The sequence below is a fragment of the Streptomyces sp. NPDC039423 genome (assembly GCF_055598725.1).
Genome location: NZ_JBVKAH010000007.1, coordinates 116,263 through 133,195, shown reverse-complemented (window position 1 = coordinate 133,195; position 16,933 = coordinate 116,263). Strand labels below are relative to the sequence as shown.

16 protein-coding genes and 1 tRNA gene are annotated in these 16,933 nt (G+C 73.7%); 7 read left to right on the top strand and 10 right to left on the bottom strand.

All coding sequences use genetic code 11. The annotated features are described in order from the left end of the window. Positions 1-47 precede the first annotated feature (47 nt). A complete protein-coding gene (locus ACZ7LK_RS22895) occupies positions 48-1,178 on the top strand; it encodes a PAC2 family protein (RefSeq protein WP_471143003.1) in 1,131 nt (376 codons plus the stop codon). 115 nt (positions 1,179-1,293) lie between these two features. Here the strand turns inward: ACZ7LK_RS22895 and mshC are convergent, their stop codons facing one another. The 4 genes from mshC to ACZ7LK_RS22875 form a co-directional block, all read right to left on the bottom strand. Beyond that, positions 1,294-2,523, bottom strand: coding sequence for a cysteine--1-D-myo-inosityl 2-amino-2-deoxy-alpha-D-glucopyranoside ligase (mshC, locus tag ACZ7LK_RS22890; protein WP_392275826.1), 1,230 nt, complete (start codon positions 2,521-2,523; stop codon positions 1,294-1,296). A gap of 121 nt (positions 2,524-2,644) precedes the next feature. Continuing rightward, positions 2,645-3,472, bottom strand: coding sequence for an SCO1664 family protein (locus ACZ7LK_RS22885; RefSeq protein ID WP_469465263.1), 828 nt, complete (start codon positions 3,470-3,472; stop codon positions 2,645-2,647). Then, complete coding sequence (locus ACZ7LK_RS22880; RefSeq protein WP_156695229.1) at positions 3,436-4,026, bottom strand: DUF3090 domain-containing protein; 591 nt, start codon at positions 4,024-4,026, stop codon at positions 3,436-3,438. The genes ACZ7LK_RS22885 and ACZ7LK_RS22880 overlap by 37 nt, the downstream gene beginning before the upstream one ends. 65 nt (positions 4,027-4,091) lie before the next feature. Then, a complete protein-coding gene (locus ACZ7LK_RS22875; RefSeq protein WP_392275824.1) occupies positions 4,092-4,778 on the bottom strand; it encodes a histidine phosphatase family protein in 687 nt (228 codons plus the stop codon). A gap of 53 nt (positions 4,779-4,831) precedes the next feature. Here ACZ7LK_RS22875 and corA point away from each other — a divergent pair, with 53 nt between their 5' ends. Next, positions 4,832-5,830 carry a magnesium/cobalt transporter CorA gene (gene corA / locus ACZ7LK_RS22870; protein WP_469465264.1) on the top strand — a complete coding sequence of 333 codons (999 nt, stop codon included), beginning with the start codon at positions 4,832-4,834 and terminating at the stop codon, positions 5,828-5,830. 11 nt (positions 5,831-5,841) lie between these two features. Here corA and ACZ7LK_RS22865 read toward each other — a convergent pair whose 3' ends face one another. Both ACZ7LK_RS22865 and ACZ7LK_RS22860 read right to left on the bottom strand, forming a co-directional pair. After that, positions 5,842-6,627 carry a ferritin-like domain-containing protein gene (locus ACZ7LK_RS22865; protein ID WP_392276053.1) on the bottom strand — a complete coding sequence of 262 codons (786 nt, stop codon included), beginning with the start codon at positions 6,625-6,627 and terminating at the stop codon, positions 5,842-5,844. Positions 6,628-6,925: 298 nt separating this feature from the next. Continuing rightward, positions 6,926-7,978, bottom strand: a complete 1,053-nt coding sequence (locus ACZ7LK_RS22860) for an LLM class F420-dependent oxidoreductase (protein WP_392275823.1) — start codon at positions 7,976-7,978, stop codon at positions 6,926-6,928. A 187-nt stretch (positions 7,979-8,165) separates the two neighbouring features. Here ACZ7LK_RS22860 and ACZ7LK_RS22855 point away from each other — a divergent pair, with 187 nt between their 5' ends. Together ACZ7LK_RS22855 and ACZ7LK_RS22850 are read left to right on the top strand one after the other, a co-directional pair. Further along, entirely contained in the window at positions 8,166-9,149 is a 984-nt protein-coding gene (locus tag ACZ7LK_RS22855) for an aldo/keto reductase (RefSeq protein ID WP_392275822.1), read from the top strand. Then, positions 9,146-11,377, top strand: a complete 2,232-nt coding sequence (locus ACZ7LK_RS22850; RefSeq protein WP_471142997.1) for a helix-hairpin-helix domain-containing protein — start codon at positions 9,146-9,148, stop codon at positions 11,375-11,377. Before ACZ7LK_RS22855 ends, ACZ7LK_RS22850 begins: the two co-directional genes overlap by 4 nt. A gap of 95 nt (positions 11,378-11,472) precedes the next feature. Here ACZ7LK_RS22850 and ACZ7LK_RS22845 read toward each other — a convergent pair whose 3' ends face one another. Next, positions 11,473-12,132 carry a hypothetical protein gene (locus ACZ7LK_RS22845; RefSeq protein WP_392275820.1) on the bottom strand — a complete coding sequence of 220 codons (660 nt, stop codon included), beginning with the start codon at positions 12,130-12,132 and terminating at the stop codon, positions 11,473-11,475. Between the two features lie 47 nt (positions 12,133-12,179). Between ACZ7LK_RS22845 and ACZ7LK_RS22840 the strand changes: the two genes are divergently transcribed. After that, entirely contained in the window at positions 12,180-12,368 is a 189-nt protein-coding gene (locus ACZ7LK_RS22840) for a DUF5703 family protein (RefSeq protein WP_005319466.1), read from the top strand. Between the two features lie 70 nt (positions 12,369-12,438). Here the strand turns inward: ACZ7LK_RS22840 and ACZ7LK_RS22835 are convergent, their stop codons facing one another. The 3 genes from ACZ7LK_RS22835 to ACZ7LK_RS22825 form a co-directional block, all read right to left on the bottom strand. Further along, on the bottom strand, positions 12,439-13,257 hold the full coding sequence (locus ACZ7LK_RS22835) for a chaplin (protein ID WP_471142995.1): 819 nt from the start codon (positions 13,255-13,257) through the stop codon (positions 12,439-12,441). Positions 13,258-13,395: 138 nt separating this feature from the next. Then, positions 13,396-13,629, bottom strand: a complete 234-nt coding sequence (locus tag ACZ7LK_RS22830) for a chaplin (protein WP_392275818.1) — start codon at positions 13,627-13,629, stop codon at positions 13,396-13,398. 175 nt (positions 13,630-13,804) lie between these two features. Next, a complete protein-coding gene (locus ACZ7LK_RS22825; protein WP_471142992.1) occupies positions 13,805-15,136 on the bottom strand; it encodes a M20/M25/M40 family metallo-hydrolase in 1,332 nt (443 codons plus the stop codon). Between the two features lie 141 nt (positions 15,137-15,277). Here ACZ7LK_RS22825 and ACZ7LK_RS22820 point away from each other — a divergent pair. Next, positions 15,278-15,362, top strand: a tRNA-Leu gene (locus ACZ7LK_RS22820). 79 nt (positions 15,363-15,441) lie between these two features. Next, entirely contained in the window at positions 15,442-16,689 is a 1,248-nt protein-coding gene (locus ACZ7LK_RS22815; protein WP_471142989.1) for an ROK family protein, read from the top strand. Positions 16,690-16,933: the final 244 nt, after the last annotated feature.

Genomic DNA, 16,933 nt, shown 5'->3' with positions numbered 1-16,933 from the left:
AGCCGTAAGGTTGGTCCGTACGCACGGAACTTCGGAAGGAGGCCTGGGTGATCGAGCTCGAGGGGGTTCCCGAGCTGATCGACCCGGTCATGGTGGCCGCGTTCGAGGGCTGGAACGACGCCGGCGACGCCGCCTCCACCGCGGTCGCGCACCTGGAACGGGAGTGGAAGGGCGAGGTGTTCGCGGCGCTGGACGCCGAGGACTACTACGACTTCCAGGTCAACCGGCCCACGGTGTACCTGGACGGCGGGGTACGGAAGATCACCTGGCCGACCACCCGTCTGTCGGTGGTCCGGGTGGGCGGCGACAAGCCGCGTGACCTGGTGCTGGTGCGCGGCATCGAGCCGTCGATGCGCTGGCGCTCGTTCTGCAACGAGCTGCTCGGCTTCGCCCACGAGTTGGGCGTGGAGATGGTGGTGATCCTGGGCGCGCTGCTCGGCGACACCCCGCACACCCGGCCGGTGCCGGTCAGCGGCGTCACGTCCGACCCGGACCTGGCGCGCACCATGGACCTGGAGGAGACCCGGTACGAGGGGCCGACCGGGATCGTCGGCATCCTCCAGGAGGCCTGCACGCACGCGGGCGTGCCGGCGGTGAGCCTGTGGGCGGCGGTGCCGCATTACGTGTCGCAGCCGCCGAACCCCAAGGCGACGCTGGCCCTGCTCAACCGGCTGGAGGACCTCATCGACCTCCGCATCCCGCTGGGCGAGCTGGCCGAGGACGCGCGCGCCTGGCAGGTCGGCGTGGACCAGCTCGCCTCGGAGGACAGCGAGGTGGCGGAGTACGTCCAGACGCTGGAGGAGGCGCGGGACACCGCCGAGCTGCCGGAGGCGTCGGGCGAGGCCATCGCGCGCGAGTTCGAGCGGTACCTGCGGCGGCGGGACGGGGGGCCGGGCCACGCGACCGAGACCGGCGGCGACAGCTCGTACCTGCGCGACACGTCGAGCGGGCGGACGCGGCCGCCGAAGCCGTCGAAGGCGGAGGACACGGGCGCGGAGGGCGGCTCCCAGGACTCCCCGGAAGCGCCCGGGAGGCTGCCCCAGGACGCCGCGGAGACCCCGGAAGCCCCGGAGGGCCCGGAAGCCCCGGACGCGACGCGGGCCGGCGAGACGCCGGACACCCCGGACTCCCCCGGCTCTCCCGGATCCCCCGGTTCGCCGGGTTCCTCGGAGGACTGACAAAGCTGACGAAGCTGACGACGAAGGGGCGGCACCTCGGCCGAGGTGCCGCCCCTTCGTCGTCAGCGGTGCCGTACGCCCCCCCAGGGGCGTGTCGGAGCGGTGTCGTCCCGCCCTACAGGGCCACGCCCAGAAGGGCGTCGACGGCACGGGAGACAAGGCCCGGCGCGGCCTCGTCCGTGCCGCCCTCCGCCTCCTGGCGGGCGGCCCAGCGGTCCACGGCCGCGAGGGCGGCCGGGGCGTCCAGGTCGTCGGCCAGCGCCTCGCGCACCTCGTCGACCAGCGCGTCCGCGGACGGCCCGTCCGGGCGGGAGACGGCGGCGCGCCAGCGGCCCAGCCGCTCCACGGCGGCCCGGAGCACCTCGTCGGTCCACTCCCAGTCGGCGCGGTAGTGGTGGGACAGCAGGGCGAGCCGGATGGCGGCCGGGTCGACGCCCTGGCGGCGCAGCGCGGAGACGAAGACCAGGTTGCCCTTGGACTTGGACATCTTCTCGCCGTGCAGGGCGACCATCCCGGCGTGCACGTACGCCTTGGCGAACGGGTGCTCGCCGGTCAGCGCCTGGGCGTGCGAGGCGCCCATCTCGTGGTGCGGGAAGACCAGGTCGGAGCCGCCGCCCTGGACGTCGAAGCCCATGCCCAGGTGGTCCAGCGCGATGGCGACGCACTCGATGTGCCAGCCGGGGCGGCCGGGCCCGAGGGTGCCGCCGTCCCAGCTCGGCTCGCCCTCGCGGGCGGCCATCCACAGCATCGGGTCGAGCGGGTTCTTCTTGCCGGGGCGGTCGGGGTCGCCGCCGCGCTCGGCGGACAGGGCCCGCATGAGCTCGGCGTCGTAGTGCGAGACCTCGCCGAAGTGCGGGTCGGCCTCGACGGAGAAGTAGACGTCGCCGTCGAGCTCGTACGCGGCGCCGGCGTCACGGAGCCGCTCGACGAGCGGGACGATGCCGGGTATCGCCTCGACGGCCCCGATGTACTGCCGCGGCGGGAGCATCCGGAGGGCGGTCATGTCCTCGCGGAACAGGGACGTCTCGCGCTCGGCGAGGGTCTCCCAGGCGATGTCGTCGCGGACGGCGCGCTCCAGGAGCGGATCGTCCACGTCGGTGACGTTCTGGACGTAGTGGACCTGCCGCTTGGTGTCGAGCCACACGCGCTGAACGAGGTCGAACGCGTTGTAGGTCGCCGCGTGACCGATGTGGGTCGCGTCGTACGGCGTGATGCCGCACACGTAGATACGGGCGACGGGGCCGGGGGCGAGGGTCACTCGCTCGCCGGTCGCGGTGTCGTGGATCCGGAGGTCGCGGCCCTTGCCGGGCAGGGCGGGGACCTCAGAAGCGGGCCAGGCATGCATGTCACGAGCGTAACCGGACGCGAGTTCCGGATACGAACCGGATACGGAATTCCCGACCGAACACGCCCTCTTGCGCGACCGCCGCCCATGTGCGCGGCCCGGACGGTACCCGGGAGACCGGTCAGACGGGCGGCCAGGGGATGGCCGGCCATTGGCCGGAAGGCTCCGGGTGGCGGCCGGACGCGCGCAGGGCGGCGACCCGGGACCGTACCGCCGTCACCTCGCCGGGCGTGATGAGCTCCGCCAGCCGGGCCGCCAGGGGCGCACCGGGCTCCAGGGCGGCGCCCAGACGGGTGAGGACGTCCAGGGCCTCCGCGGGCAGCGGTTCGCCCGCCCAGCCCCACAGGAGGGTGCGCAGCTTGTCGTCCACGTGGAAGGTGACGCCGTGGTCGATGGCGTACAGCCGGCCGTCCGGCGCGGGCAGCAGGTGGCCGCCCTTGCGGTCACCGTTGTTGATCACCGCGTCGAGCACCGCGAGCCGCCGCAGCCGTACGTCGTCGGCGTGCACCAGCAGCGCGGTGCGGTCCTCGTCGACCTGGGCGAACCCCACCGCCTTCCAGCCCTCCCCCGGCTCCTCGTCCTCGACGAGCGCCAGCAGGGGGGCGGACGGGTCGTCCTCGACCCACCGCTGGACCATGCCCTCGCCGAACGGGCCGTCCCGGAGCACGGTCGGCGGGACCAGACCCCAGCCGGTTGCCTCGGACACCTCGTACGCCGCGACCTCGCGCCGCGCCAGCGTCCCGTCGGGGAAGTCCCACAGCGGACGCTCGCCGGCGACCGGCTTGTAGACGCAGTCCGCCTCCTGGCCCTCGTACGCGACGGAGCAGAACAGCACCGCGTTGGACGCCTCGCGGACCTGGCCGCGCACCGTCAGCTCGCCCTTGGCGAGCAGGTCGAGCAGCTCCACCGCCGTCAGGCTCCCCGGCGGTATCCGTTCTGGCGCGGGCATACGTGTCCTTCCGGATCGAGCGGCAGGCTGCACAGGGGGCACGGCGGCCGTCCCGCGTTGACCACGTCGAGGGCCCGCTTGGCGAACGCCCTGGCCTGCGCCCCGGTGAGCCGGACGCGCAGCATCGGCGGGCCGTTCTCCTCGTCCTGGAGCAGCCGCTCCTCCGCCTCCGCGAGGTCCTCCTCGGACTCCACGTCCAGCTCGACGAGCGCCTGCGCCTCGACGATCATGCGCTGTTCCTCGCCGTCCCAGGCCAGCGCCATCGTGCCGACCCGGAACTCCTCCTCGACCGGGGAGTCCAGGGGCGCGGTGTCACTGACGTCGGACGGTGCCACGGCCGGCACCGGGGCGTTGCCCCCGGTGCGCCGCACCACCTCGTCGAGCAGCTCGTCGATCCGCTCGGCGAGCGCGGCCACCTGGGTCTTCTCCAGGGCGACGCTGGTGACCCGGCCCCCGGCGGAGGCCTGGAGGAAGAACGTACGGCGGCCAGGCAGCCCGACCGTGCCGGCCACGAAGCGCTCCGGTGGGTCATAGAGGAACACCTGACGGGACACGTTCCCTCTCCCTTGCTTCGGTTCGGACGGGCGCTACGGCCCGTCCACCCTACTGTGCGATTGGATCACGGTGCTCCCGCGCCGCCGCCCACCTCGGCCGCCTCGCCGCCGGGCTGGTCGCGCGGAACCAGCGCGGCGAAGTCACCGGTGTCGCCGAGCCGCAGAAGAGAAGGCCGGAGACGGGTGTAACGGATCGCCGTCACGGAACAAGGATCCACATGGATCCGCTGGAACAGATCGAGATGCATCCCGAGTGCGTCGGCGACGAGCGACTTGATGATGTCGCCGTGCGAGCACATCAGGTAGACCGCGTCCTCCCCGTTGTCCGCCTCCACGCGCGCGTTCCACTCGCGCACGGCCTCCACGGCGCGCGCCTGCATGGCGCGCATGGACTCGCCGCCGGGGAAGGCGGCGTTGGACGGGTGGCGCTGGACGACGTCCATCAGGGGTTCGTCGGCCAGTTCGGCGAGCTTGCGCCCGGACCAGTCGCCGTAGTCGCACTCGCCGATCCGCTCCTCGGAGTGCAGGGGCAGCCCGGGGCGGGCGTCCAGCAGCGGCTGGAGGGTCTCCCGGCACCGCTGGAGCGGGCTGGTCACGGCCGCCGCGAGCGGCACCCCGGCCAGCCGGCCGGGCAGCGCCGCGGCCTGTGCGGCGCCGCGCTCGTCGAGGGCGACACCGGGCGTCCGCCCCGCGAGTACGCCGGAGGTGTTGGCGGTCGAGCGTCCGTGCCGTACGAGGATCAACGTGGCCATGCCTGCCAGCCTAGGCGGCTCCGTGCGTGCAAGGCGCCGGGGGCCGGGGAAGAATACGCGCCGTGATCGTGGACTGTGCCATCTACCGGGACGGGCGCCGCAGTGAGGGCCCGTCCGACTTCTCCGACGCGCTCGCGGCGGCGCGCGCCGCCGAAACGGGCGACGCCTTCCTCTGGATCGGGCTGCACGAACCGACGGAGCAGGAGTTCGATCACGTCGCCGAGGAGTTCGGCCTGCACCCGCTGGCCGTGGAGGACGCCCTCAAGGCGCACCAGCGGCCCAAGCTGGAGGTGTACGACGACTCGCTGTTCATGGTGCTCAAACCGGTCGTGTACGAGCCGGCGAGCGACACCGTCACCACGGGCGAGCTCATGGTGTTCATGGGCGACTCGTTCGTGGTGACGGTCCGGCACGGCGAGGGCGCGCCGCTCACGGCCGTGCGCAAGCGGCTGGAGGCGGAACCGGAAGTACTCCGCCAGGGGCCCACGTCCGTGCTGTACGCGATCAGCGACGCGGTCGTGGACCACTACATCGAGGTGGCGGGCGAGCTCCAGGTCGACCTGGAGGAGATGGAGACGGAGGTCTTCCAGCCGACGGGCGGCGACGCCAAGAACACGGCGTCGCGGATCTACATGTTCAAGCGGCAGGTCCTGGAGTTCCGCCGGGCCACCGGGCCGCTGGCCGCGCCGATGGCCCGGCTGGCGGGGGCGGGCGTGCCGTTCGTCAGCGCGGACGCCCAGCCGTTCTTCCGGGACGTCAGCGACCACCTGACCCGTGCGACGGAGCAGGTGGAGGGGCTGGACCGGCTGCTGTCGGACATCCTGTCGGCCCATCTGGCGCAGATGGGGGTACGGCAGAACGACGACATGCGGAAGATCTCGGCGTGGGCGGCGATGGCCGCGGTGCCCACGATGGTCGCGGGCGTCTACGGCATGAACTTCGACCACATGTGGGAGCTGCACCAGACGTGGGGCTACCCGGCCGTGATCGTGCTGATGGGCGTCGCGGTGGTCGGGCTGTACCGGCTGTTCAAGCGCCGGGGGTGGCTGTAGGCGCCGGGGGCTCAGAAGGCCGGGGCGGGCTCGGCCGGTCCGCCCAGCGGGTTGCGCCGCTCCGGCATCCTGAGGTCCACCATGCGGCGCCAGCCGCCGGCCCTCTCGTACGCGTACATGGCCCGGATGCCCAGGGCGAGGGCGGTCCGCTTGGCGGCCGGCCACCGCAGGACGCGGCCCATGTGGTCCATGACGGCGAGGCTGACGTCGCGGTAGACGGCGATCTCGGCGAGCGCGCACTGGCGCAGGGTGCGCTGGATGGTGCGGCCGTGCCCGGCGTAGGCGAGGCGCAGCAGTTCCTCGTGGCAGTAGGCGAGGTGGTTCTCCTCGTCGTGGCAGATGATCCGGATCGCCTTGCCGACCTCGGGGTGGTCGCCGAAGTACGTGACGAGCATGTCCATCTGGTCGGCGGCACGCTGCTCGGTGACCCGGCTGTGCGAGAGGTAGACCAGGACGTCCTCCTCCGTCAGCCGCTGGTCCCGGCGCAGCTTCTCGTGGGCAAGGCCGATGCCCCGCTGTTCCAGCAGCATCGTGTAGTCGGTCCCGGGCGGCACGGGGACCGGTTCCAGGCCGCGCTTCTTGAGCAGGCCCTGGAAGATCCGGCCGTGCTTGTCCTCGTCGGCACCGTGCCGGGTCACCTTGGGGGCGAGTTCCGCCATGCTCTCGGGGAGCAGGGCCGCGATACGGGCGTTCTCCCAGCCGCCCTGGGCCTCCCCGCTGGCCGCGATGGAACAGAAGAGCTGGTAGGAGTCGTCGTTGTCGACGATCTCCTGGAACAGGCTCCGGGCCGACAGCATCAATGCCACCTCCATCAGCGCGTCCTCGCGCCCATCCGCGAAGTCCCGCGAAGAAGGAGTCAAATGCCGCATGCCGGGCGTGGCAACAGCAGGACCTCGGAAGTCCGCCGGATGGCGGAGCATCGGTGGCAGGGGAGGGAACGGGGCCGGCGCGCGCGGCGGACGCGCCCGGGCAGTAACCAGTCGGGGGCCTGGCGCGTTGTGCTGCGTGACGGCCGTGGCGGGGATGACCCCGAGCCCCCACCACGGCCGCAGGCCTGTCCGGAAGGCCGGCCCGCAGCGAGGGCTCAGGGGGTGCCTAGTCGACCAGGCCGGCGCGTTCCAGGGCCTCGGTGCCCGCCCGCAGCGCGGCGATCCGCTCGTCGAGCGTGAAGCCGGCCGGGGCGAGGGTGAGCGTGGTGACACCGGCTGCCGCGTACGCCTGCATCCGGTCGGCGATCCGCTCCACGGAGCCGAGCAGCGTGGTCTGGTCGATCAGCCGGTGCGGGACGGCGGCCGCGGCGCCGCTCTTGTCACCGGACAGGTACTTGTCCTGGATCTCGGCGGCTTCCTTCTCGTAGCCCATGCGCTGGGCGAGCTGGTTGTAGAAGTTCTGCTTGCGGCTGCCCATGCCGCCGACGTACAGCGCGGTGTACGGGCGGAACATGTCGGCGAGCCCGTTGACGTCGTCGCCGACGGCCAGCGGGAGGGTCGGGCAGACGTCGAAGCCGTCCATGGTCGCGCCGGCCTTCTCGCGGCCCGCGCGGATGTGCCGCAGCGCGGTCTCCTCCAGGTGCTCGGCGGAGGGGAAGATCAGCAGGGCGCCGTCGGCGATCTCGCCGGTCTGCTCCAGGTTCTTGGGGCCGATCGCCGCGATGTAGAGCGGGATGTGCTCGCGCTGCGGGTGGACGGTCAGCTTGATCGGCTTGCCGGGGCCGCCGGGGAGCGGGAGGGTCCAGTGCTCGCCCTCGTGGGTCAGCCGCTCCCGGGCCATGGCCTTGCGCACGATCTCGACGTACTCGCGGGTGCGCGCCAGCGGCTTGTCGAACTTGACGCCGTACCAGCCCTCGGAGACCTGGGGTCCGGAGACGCCGAGGCCGAGGCGGAAGCGGCCGCCGGACAGCGAGTCCAGGGTGGCCGCCGTCATCGCCGTCATGGTGGGCTGGCGGGCCGGGATCTGCATGATCGCGGAGCCGATGTCGATGTTCTCGGTCTGGGCGGCGACCCAGGCGAGGACGGTGGGGGCGTCGGAGCCGTACGCCTCGGCGGCCCAGCAGACGTCGTAGCCGAGGCGGTCCGCCTCCTGGGCGACGGCGAGGTTGTCGCCGTCCATGCCCGCGCCCCAGTAGCCGAGGTTGATGCCGAGCCGCATAGCCGGTCCCCTTACTCATCGACTCATGTACTGATCAGTAACGATCTGCGTCCGGACTCTAGCGCGCGGGTGCGCGTCCCGTCAGGAGGGGGACGCGCCTGGTACCGGAGGGGGACGCGCCTCACGCCGGTACGAGCTTGTCCACAGGCTCTCTCCGCGTGGGCCTCTGGCCAGTAATCTCGCGGCCATGGAGCAGAGGCATCTCGGCCGTACCGGCCTGCGTGTGTCCCGGATCGGCCTCGGCACCCTCACCTGGGGGCGGGACACCGACGAGCACGACGCGGCGGACCAGCTCAAGGCGTTCTGGGAGGCCGGCGGGACGCTGATCGACACGGCGGACGTGTACGGCGGCGGCGAGGCCGAATACCTGCTCGGGCAGCTCATGGAGCGGCTGGTCCCCCGACGCGACATGGTCGTCGCCACGAAGGCCGGCAGCGTGCCGGACCCCGACCGGCGGTTCGACGGCTCGCGCGGTCACCTCCTGGCCGCGCTCGACGCGTCACTGGCCCGCCTCGGCACGGACTACGTGGACCTGTGGCAGGTGCACGCCTTCGACCCGGAGACCCCGCTGGAGGAGACGCTCCAGGCCCTGGACATAGCCGTCAGCAGCGGCCGGGCCCGGTACGTGGGGGTGTCCAACTTCTGCGGGTGGCAACTGGCCAAGGCCGCCACCTGGCAGCTCGCGCCGGGCGGGGCCCGGGCCCGGCTCGCCAGCACGCAGATGGAGTACTCGCTGCTCCAGCGGGGCGTGGAGCGCGAGGTGCTGCCCGCCGCGCTGGACCTCGGGGTGGGACTGCTGCCCTCGTCGCCGCTCGGGCGCGGGGTGCTCACGGGCAAGTACCGGCAGGGCACGCCGTCCGACTCACGGGGGGCGTCCGACCGGCTGGCGCCGTTCGTGGAGCCGTACCTGGACGACTCGGCGACCCGGATCGTGGACGCGGTGCTCACGGCCGCCGACGGGCTGGCGGCCACCCCCCTCCAGGTGGCCCTGGCGTGGGTGCGGGACCGGCCGGGCGTGGTGGCGCCGGTGGTGGGCGCGCGCAACGCGCAGCAGCTCACGGCCGCGTTGTCAGTGGAGACCCTTAGTCTTCCTGACGAGATCCGCCGGGCGCTCGACGACGTGTCGGCGCCCGTGCACCGCTATCCCGATCAGGACTGGAGCACGCTGTGACCGCGCTTCCCCGGGGGGCAACCCCCGGCTCCTCGGCCGACGACGACCAGGACGCCCCCGCACCCGACGCCCCGGAGGCCCCCGACGCCGCCGGGGCTCCCACCGCCCCGGTGGGTGACGGCGCGGACGCGGGCGGGACCCCGGACGCGGCGGACACCGACGGGGACACCGGGGCCGACACCCAGGCGGACGGCGGCGGTACGGAGGAGGAGGCTCCGGGCGCCGCCGCGGAGGGCGCCGCCGCGGAGGGCGCCACCGGGAGCGGGGTCTCCGAGGCGGAGGCCGAGCTGGCGGCCCAGCGGGAGCTGCGGGCGCGGATCGAGCAGCGCAAGGCGGAGAAGGGCGGCCCCATCGAGGCGGGCGCCAAACTGAGCGGCACGGCCGCCGACCTGCTGGCGGCGGTGCGGGCGGTGGAGAGCGGCGGGGCGTCCGGCACGGCGTTCTTCGACTCCCCCGCGCCCGCGCCCCGCCGGCCCGCCCCCGAGCCCGCCGCGCCCGCGCGGCCGGCCGCCCCGGTGGAGCCAGCCCGTCCCGCGCGGGCGGCCGCGCCGGAGACGGTCGCGGCCGTGCGTGCCGTGCTGGCCGAGGGCGGCGCGCCCGAGTCGCTCGCCGCGGGCGTCGCCGCCGTACTGGGCGCGACGGCGGCGGACGCGCTGCGCGACGACCCCTGGCAGCTGCTGTCGGTGGCGGGGGTGCGCCCCGAGCAGGCCGACGGGTTCGCCCGGGCGCTGCTCGGCGCGGAGTGCGGCCCCGGGGACGAGCGCCGGACGGTCGCCCTTGTCGACTGGGTGCTCCAGCGCGCCGCCCTCCAGGGGCACACGGCGCTGGAGGCGTCGGCCGTGCGGGCGGCGCTCGCGGAGCGGTCCGTGCCCGAGCCGGACGAGGCGGTGCAGCACGCGATCGCCGAAGGCGCGGTGCTGGTCTTCCACGACGGGCTGGACGAGGACGAGGGCGCCGGGGACGAGGAGCGGGCGGAGGACACGGAGCCGGTGCCGGTGCTGCTGGGGCTGGACCGGTACGCGCTGGCGGAGGAGAGCCTCGCCGACGGCCTGGCCCGGCTCGCCAGGACCGGCCCGGACACCCGCTGGCAGGACGCCCCCCGGACCGACCTGACCCGCGCGGTCGCCGGGCACGGGCTGGTCGCCCACACCGGCGGCGAGGCGGCACGGGCCGAGGCGGTCGCCCTGGCCGGTGCCGCGAGGGAGCTCGGGCTCCGCGCGGCCGTGGCCGCGTACACGGAGAACGGCCGCCGCCGGCTGGAGCCGGAGGCCGGCGCGGTCACCGTCGCCGGGCTGCTGGCCGGGACGGCCGGTCCCGGCCGGGACGAGGACGGGGCGCTCGCCCTGGACCTGCTGGTCGTGCTGGACGCTCCGCAGCTCGACGTCGAGACGGCCGCGATGCTGGTGGAGGCCCTGCCGGACGGCTGCCGCCTGGTGCTCAGCGGTGACCCGGGCGTGCTGTGGTCGGCGGGCGCGGGACGGGTCTTCGCCGACGTGCTGGCGGCCGGGGCGTGCCCGCACGTCGCGTCGCGCACCCCGGACCCGGGGCCGATCGGCGAGCTGGTGTCCGGCATCGGGATCGGGGAGCTCAACCAGGTGGAGGCACCGGGCAAGGAGGTCGTGATCGTCCCGGTCCGGGAACCGGGCGAGGCGGTGCACCGGACGGTGCAGCTCGTGGCCGACTCGATCCCGCGCGCGATCGGGGTGCCCGCCGACCGGACCCAGGTGATCACCGTCGGCCATGGCGGTCCGGCGGGGACGCGGGCGCTCAACGCGGCGCTGAAGCAGCGGCTGAACCCGGGGCCGGGCCGCTTCGGCGGTTTCGATCCGGGCGACCGGGTCGCCCACGCCCCCGCGCCGGGCCGGACGGTGCCGGGCACGGTCCTCTCGGCGGACGCCGACGGGCTGCACCTGGACTGCGAGGGCGAGCGGGTGCTCGTCCCCAAGGACCGCGTGGACACCGCCCTGCGGCACGGCTGGGCGCTGACCGCCCACCAGTCGGTGGGCATGCGCTGGCCGGCGGCGGTCGTCGTCCTGCCGGGCGACGCGGCGGAGGCGCTGGACCGGGCGTGGGTCCACACCGCGTTCGGCCGGGGCGAGCGGCACCTCTCGGTGGTGCACGGCGTGGACCAGGCCCTGCCGCGCGCCGTGGCCGAGGTGCTCCCCCGCCCCCGCACCACCCGGCTGCGGGGCCTCCTGGAAGCCCTGCTCGCCACCGGCGAGGACTGACCCCTCGGGCGGATCTCCCCTGGGGACACCCGCGCAGACCCCGGCCCCCGCCGCCCCGGCGGGAGCCGGGGCGGCGGCGGGGCCCGGAGCGCGGGTCAGGCGGAGTGGGGACGATGGTCGTCGGGGTCGCCGTGGAGCTCGTCCTCGTCGAACACCGCGCTCACGTCGAAGCGGCAGATCACCCGGCCGGGATCCGCCTGGTCGAACGGGGTGCTCAGCCACTCCCCCGCTTCCGGCAGCTCGTCGGCGGCGGCCACCCACAGCGTGGAGTCCCCCTCCTCCAGACCGAACTCCTTGTGCCGCGAAGCGATCTCGTCGGGTTCGAACTCGCCGAACAGCACCCCCAGCGCCGCGGGCACGCTCGCCCCCACCACGGCGGCGGTCCGCTCGCCGTCGTCCTCCCGGTCCAGATCCGCGATGCGCTGCGACTGGGCCAGCAGGCGCTGTGGCTCCACCACCGCGTAGTCGCGGCGGATCAGCACGGTCAGCGCGCTCGGTTCCTCCGGGCCCTCGTACGGCGGGAGGGAATCCTCCACACCGGGGATCTCGAACGGCGTGACCTCGTCGTAGCGGTCGTAGAGCCGCTCGTCGTAGGCCTCGGCCGCGGTGGCGAGCGCGTTGAAGGCGGCGTAGACGGCCGGGTCGTCGTCACCGGTGCGGTTCTCGACCGCCTCCAGGTGCCGGTCCAGTGCGGCTTTGACCGCCTCGGCGGCGGCGCGTACCTCGGCAGCGGTGGGCTGCGCAGCATCAGACATAGTGCAGACGCTATCCGTACCGGGCCTCTGCCCGCACAATAGATGCGATGCCGGAATACGAATTCGTCGACGTGTACGTGCCTCGCGGGGTGTCCCGCAAGGAGGCGACCCGTCTGCTGACCGACCATGCCGAGTACGGACACTGGGAGTTGGACCGACTGAGTCTGCACCGGGACGGCAGCCGCCGTGTGCGGCTGCGCCGGCGCATCATCCGTCAGGTGCGCGCCACCTGGTGAGGGTGGCGCGCAGCACGGAGCGGGCCCCGCGATCGCGAGGCCCGCTCCGTCGTCTCCGCGGGGACGGGGACTACGAGGACTGCCGGGCACGGCGGTAGAGGACCGTGCCCCCGAGCAGCAGGCCCGCGCCCGCCGGGATCAGCATGCCGAGCGGTGCCGCACCGGTCAGCGCCAGCTCGTCGTCCGCCTCGGGCGGGGTGACGGTGTGCGCGCCGGGCTCGTTCGGCTCGATCGGCGAGCCGTGCTCGTCCGGGGTACCCGGCTGAACCGGCTTACCGGGCTTGCCCGGCTCGTCCGGCTCATCGGGGTTGCCGGGCTCGTCCGGGTTCCCCGGGTTGCCGGGCTCGTCGGGGTTCCCGGGGTTGCCGGGCTCGTCCGGGTGGCCGGGGTTACCGGGCTCGTCCGGGTTCCCGGGGTTGCCGGGCTCGCCCGGGTGGCCGGGGTTGCCGGGCTCGCCCGGGTGGCCGGGCTTGTGCGGGTGACCGTTGGCGCAGCCGTTGCCGAACGACGGATTGAGCGCGCCGACCACGTCCACGCTGTTGCCGCAGGCGTTGACCGGCACGTTCACCGGGGCCTGGACGTTGTTGCCGGACGCGACGCCGGGAGAGTTCGCCGCCGCCCCGTTCGCCTTGGCGCCGTTGGACTTGTTGACGCACTTGTTCCCGAACGACGGGTTGAGTGCCCCCACGACGTTCACGGTGTTGCCGCACGCGTTCACCGGCACGCTGACCGGTGCCTGCACGTTGTTCCCGGACGCGACGCCCGGGGAATTCGTCGCCGCCCCGTGGGCGTCGGCGCCGGTGTGCGCCTGGGCGAATCCGCCGCCGAGGGCGAGCACACCGCCCGCGGCCGCCACGATGGTCAGGCCCTTTCGCGTGACCTGTCGCATAGCTGGTTCCCTGCCTTCTAGGCTTCCGGAATACTCCCGGGCACAGCGCCCGGGGTACGAAATTCCGGCGGCCCCGGAGCGCATGGCGCGCGCTCCGGGGCCGGCCGGGCTCGGACCACTAGGGGTCGAGGCTCAACGTCAGTCGTTGACGCAGACGTTCCCGAAGGCCGGGTTCAGCAGGCCGATGATGTTCACCGTGTTGCCGCAGGCGTTGACCGGGATGTGGATGGGAACCTGCACCACATTGCCCGAGATGACACCGGGGGAGCCAACGGCGGCACCGTTCGCACCCGCATCGGCCATGGCCATGCCCGCGCCAGCCAGTACCAGTCCGCCGGTGGCGGCCGCGACAGCGGCGACCTTCTTGATCATTATTCCTCCTTGTTGGCAATGCGGTCCCAGCCGCGGACCGCATCACTTGTAACGACAGGGAGGTAATCGGGCTACGACCGGATGACGTCGTTCACCCTTTTCGGTCAGATGTGCACACGCGGGCGATTATTGGAGTTTCGTTTCACCCGACTATTCCAGGTAATCGGGCCGGGGCTCAGCTGGCGTCGATGAAACGGTCCAGCACCCGCACCCCGAATTTCAGGCCCTCCACCGGGACACGCTCGTCCACCCCGTGGAACATCCCCGCGAAGTCCAGCTCCGGCGGCAGCTTCAGCGGCGCGAAGCCGAAGCAGCGGATGCCGAGGTCGTCGAAGGACTTGGCGTCGGTCCCGCCGGACAGCATGTACGGCACCGCCCGGGCGATCGGGTCCTCCGCCCGGAGCGCGGACTGCATGGCGTCCACCAGGTCCCCGTCGAAACTGGTCTCCAGGGCCTTGTCCGCGTGCACGTCCTCGCGCCGGACCCGCGGCCCCAGCAACCGGTCCAGGTCGGCCAGGAACTCCTCCTCGTACCCCGGCAGGAAACGCCCGTCCACGTGGGCGGTCGCCTGCCCCGGGATGACGTTGACCTTGTACCCGGCGCCGAGCATGGTCGGTGCGGCGGAATTGCGGAGGGTGGCACCGATCATCTTGGCGATGCCGCCCAGCTTCGCCAGGGTGGCGTCCATGTCCTCCGGGTCCAGGGGGGTCCCGAGCGCGTCCGAGAGCTCGTCCAGGAACGACCGTACGGTCTTGGTGACCCTGACCGGCCAGGTGTGCCGGCCGAGCCTGCCGACCGCCTCGCACAGCTCGGTGATGGCGTTGTCGGTGTTGGTCATGGAGCCGTGCCCCGCCGTGCCGTCCACGGTGAGCCGCATCCAGTGCATGCCCTTCTGGGCCGTCTCCACCAGGTACAGGCGCAGGTTCTCGTTCACCGTGAACGAGAAGCCGCCGACCTCGCCGATCGCCTCCGTGACGCCCTCGAAGAGACCGGGATGCTTGTCCACGAGGTGACGTGCCCCGTACGTGCCGCCCGCCTCCTCGTCCGCGAGGAACGCCAGCACGATGTCGCGCGGGGGCTTGCGGCCGCCGCGCAGCCGGTCCCGTACGACCGCCAGCGTCATGGCGTCCATGTCCTTCATGTCGACCGCGCCGCGGCCCCAGACGCAGCCGTCCGCGATCTCGCCCGAGAACGGGTGGTGCGTCCAGTCCTCCGCGTTGGCCGGCACCACGTCGGTGTGGCCGTGGATCAGCAGGGCGGGCCGGGACGGGTCCTCGCCCGCGATGCGCGCCACCGTGGAGGCGCGTCCCTTGTGGGACTCGATGATCCTCGGCTCCAGCCCCACCTCCGCCAGCTTCTCGGCGATGTACTCGGCGGCCGCGCGCTCGCCCGGCCCCGAGTGGTCGCCGTAGTTGCTGGTGTCGATCCGGATGAGGTCGCGGCAGAGGTCCGTGACCTCGTCCTCGCCCCTGACGGTGGCGGTTCGCGCCGTGCTCGACTGGCTCACGCTGGTTCCTCCCGCGTCGCTGCTGCTGAGGCTCCCATCCTGCCCCCTCCCCCGGCGCGGACGGGGGCGTGATCGAGCCCTCCCAATGTTTGCTATGGTTTTCCACGTCGGAACGGCCACGGGCCGCGAGACAGACACCTTGTCCGGGTGGCGGAATGGCAGACGCGCTAGCTTGAGGTGCTAGTGCCCTTTATCGGGCGTGGGGGTTCAAGTCCCCCCTCGGACACAGCGAGAAGAGCGGTTCCGGTCCGCAGACCGGGGCCGCTCTTCGGCGTCACCGGGCTTCGCATAGGCTCGGCCGCACCATGAAGAGCACCCCCGACCCGCTGGAGCCCAAGGCCGACAAGGACACCGTGCGGCGGCACAACCTGAGCCTGGTGCTGCGGGCCGTGCACGACGAGGGCGAGGCGACCCGGGCGGCGGTCGCGGCGCGGGTCGGCCTCACGCGGGCTGCGGTGTCGTCGCTGGTGGAGCAGCTCCTGGCGGGAGGGTTCCTCACCGAGCGCGGCAAGACGTTCAGCGGCCAGGCCGGCCGGCCCGGGACGGCGCTGAGAGTGGCCCGTACGGGACCGGCGGGGCTCGGCGTCGAGATCAACGTCGACTACGTGACCGTCTGCGTCGTCGACCTCGCCGGTGCCGACCGGGTCCGGCTCACCGAGCACGTCGACAACCGGGGCGCCGCCCCCGGCGAGGTACTGGAGCGGGCCGCGCGGATCGCGGCGCGGACGCTGGACTCCGCGGCCGGGCACGACCTCCACCCGGCCGGGGCTCGGCTGGCGCTGCCCGGTCTGGTCTCCGGCGGCACGGTGCGCCAGGCCCCGAACCTCGGCTGGGACCGGGTCGCGGCGGAGGACCTGTTCGGGCGGGCCCTGGCCGCCGCGCGGCCCGGCCGGCCGCCGCTGCCGGTGGGCTCGGACAACGAGGCGAACGCGGCGGCGCTGGCGGAGCTGTGGTTCGGCGTCGGCGCCGGGCCGGAGCGCGTGCGCGGCTTCCTGTACCTGACCGGCGAGATCGGGGTGGGCGGGGCTGTCGTCGTGGACGGCCGGCTGCTGCGCGGGGCGCACGGCTTCGCCGGGGAGATCGGGCACGTCGTGGCGGACGCGGACGGTCCGGAGTGCCGGTGCGGTTCGCGGGGGTGCCTGGAGCAGTACGCCGGGCAGGCCGCGCTGCTGCGGGGCGCGGGCCTGGACGAGGCGGCGGGGCTGCCGGGCGTGGCCGAGCTGGAACGGCGGGCCCGCGCCGGTGACACCCTGGCCGTGGCGGCCCTGGAGCGCGCCGGGCGGATGCTCGGGCTGGTCGTCTCCGGCGCGGTGAACCTGCTGGACCCGGAGGCGGTGGTGCTGGGCGGTGTCTACCGGCCGCTCATGCCGTGGCTGGGCCCGGCGGCCGACCGTGAACTGACCCGGCGCGTGGTGTCCGGGCTGTGGCCGGCGGGGTCCGGGCGGCTGCGGGGCTCCTCCTCGTCCGGCGACGCGGCGCGCGGCGCGGCGGCGGTGGTCGTCCGTGACGTGATCGCCGACCCGGCGGGCCACGCGGCCCGCGCGGCCGGGTAGCCCCGGCCGCGCGCCGGGTGACTGCGGCGGGTGGCCTTACGGGGGGTGGGTTGCGGCCGGTGGGTCAGGGGCGGGGCCCCTCCGGGCTCACCTCCTCGCGGTTGGCGGGGCACCCTACCGGTCTTGTGGCCGTTCGTCGCCGCCAACCGCTGCGGGGGCGACCCTGCACGGCCCCTCCTCGCCGTACGACCCTCCCCAACCCGCCGTAGGTACCGATATCCGCCCGCGGACGACGTACACGCCA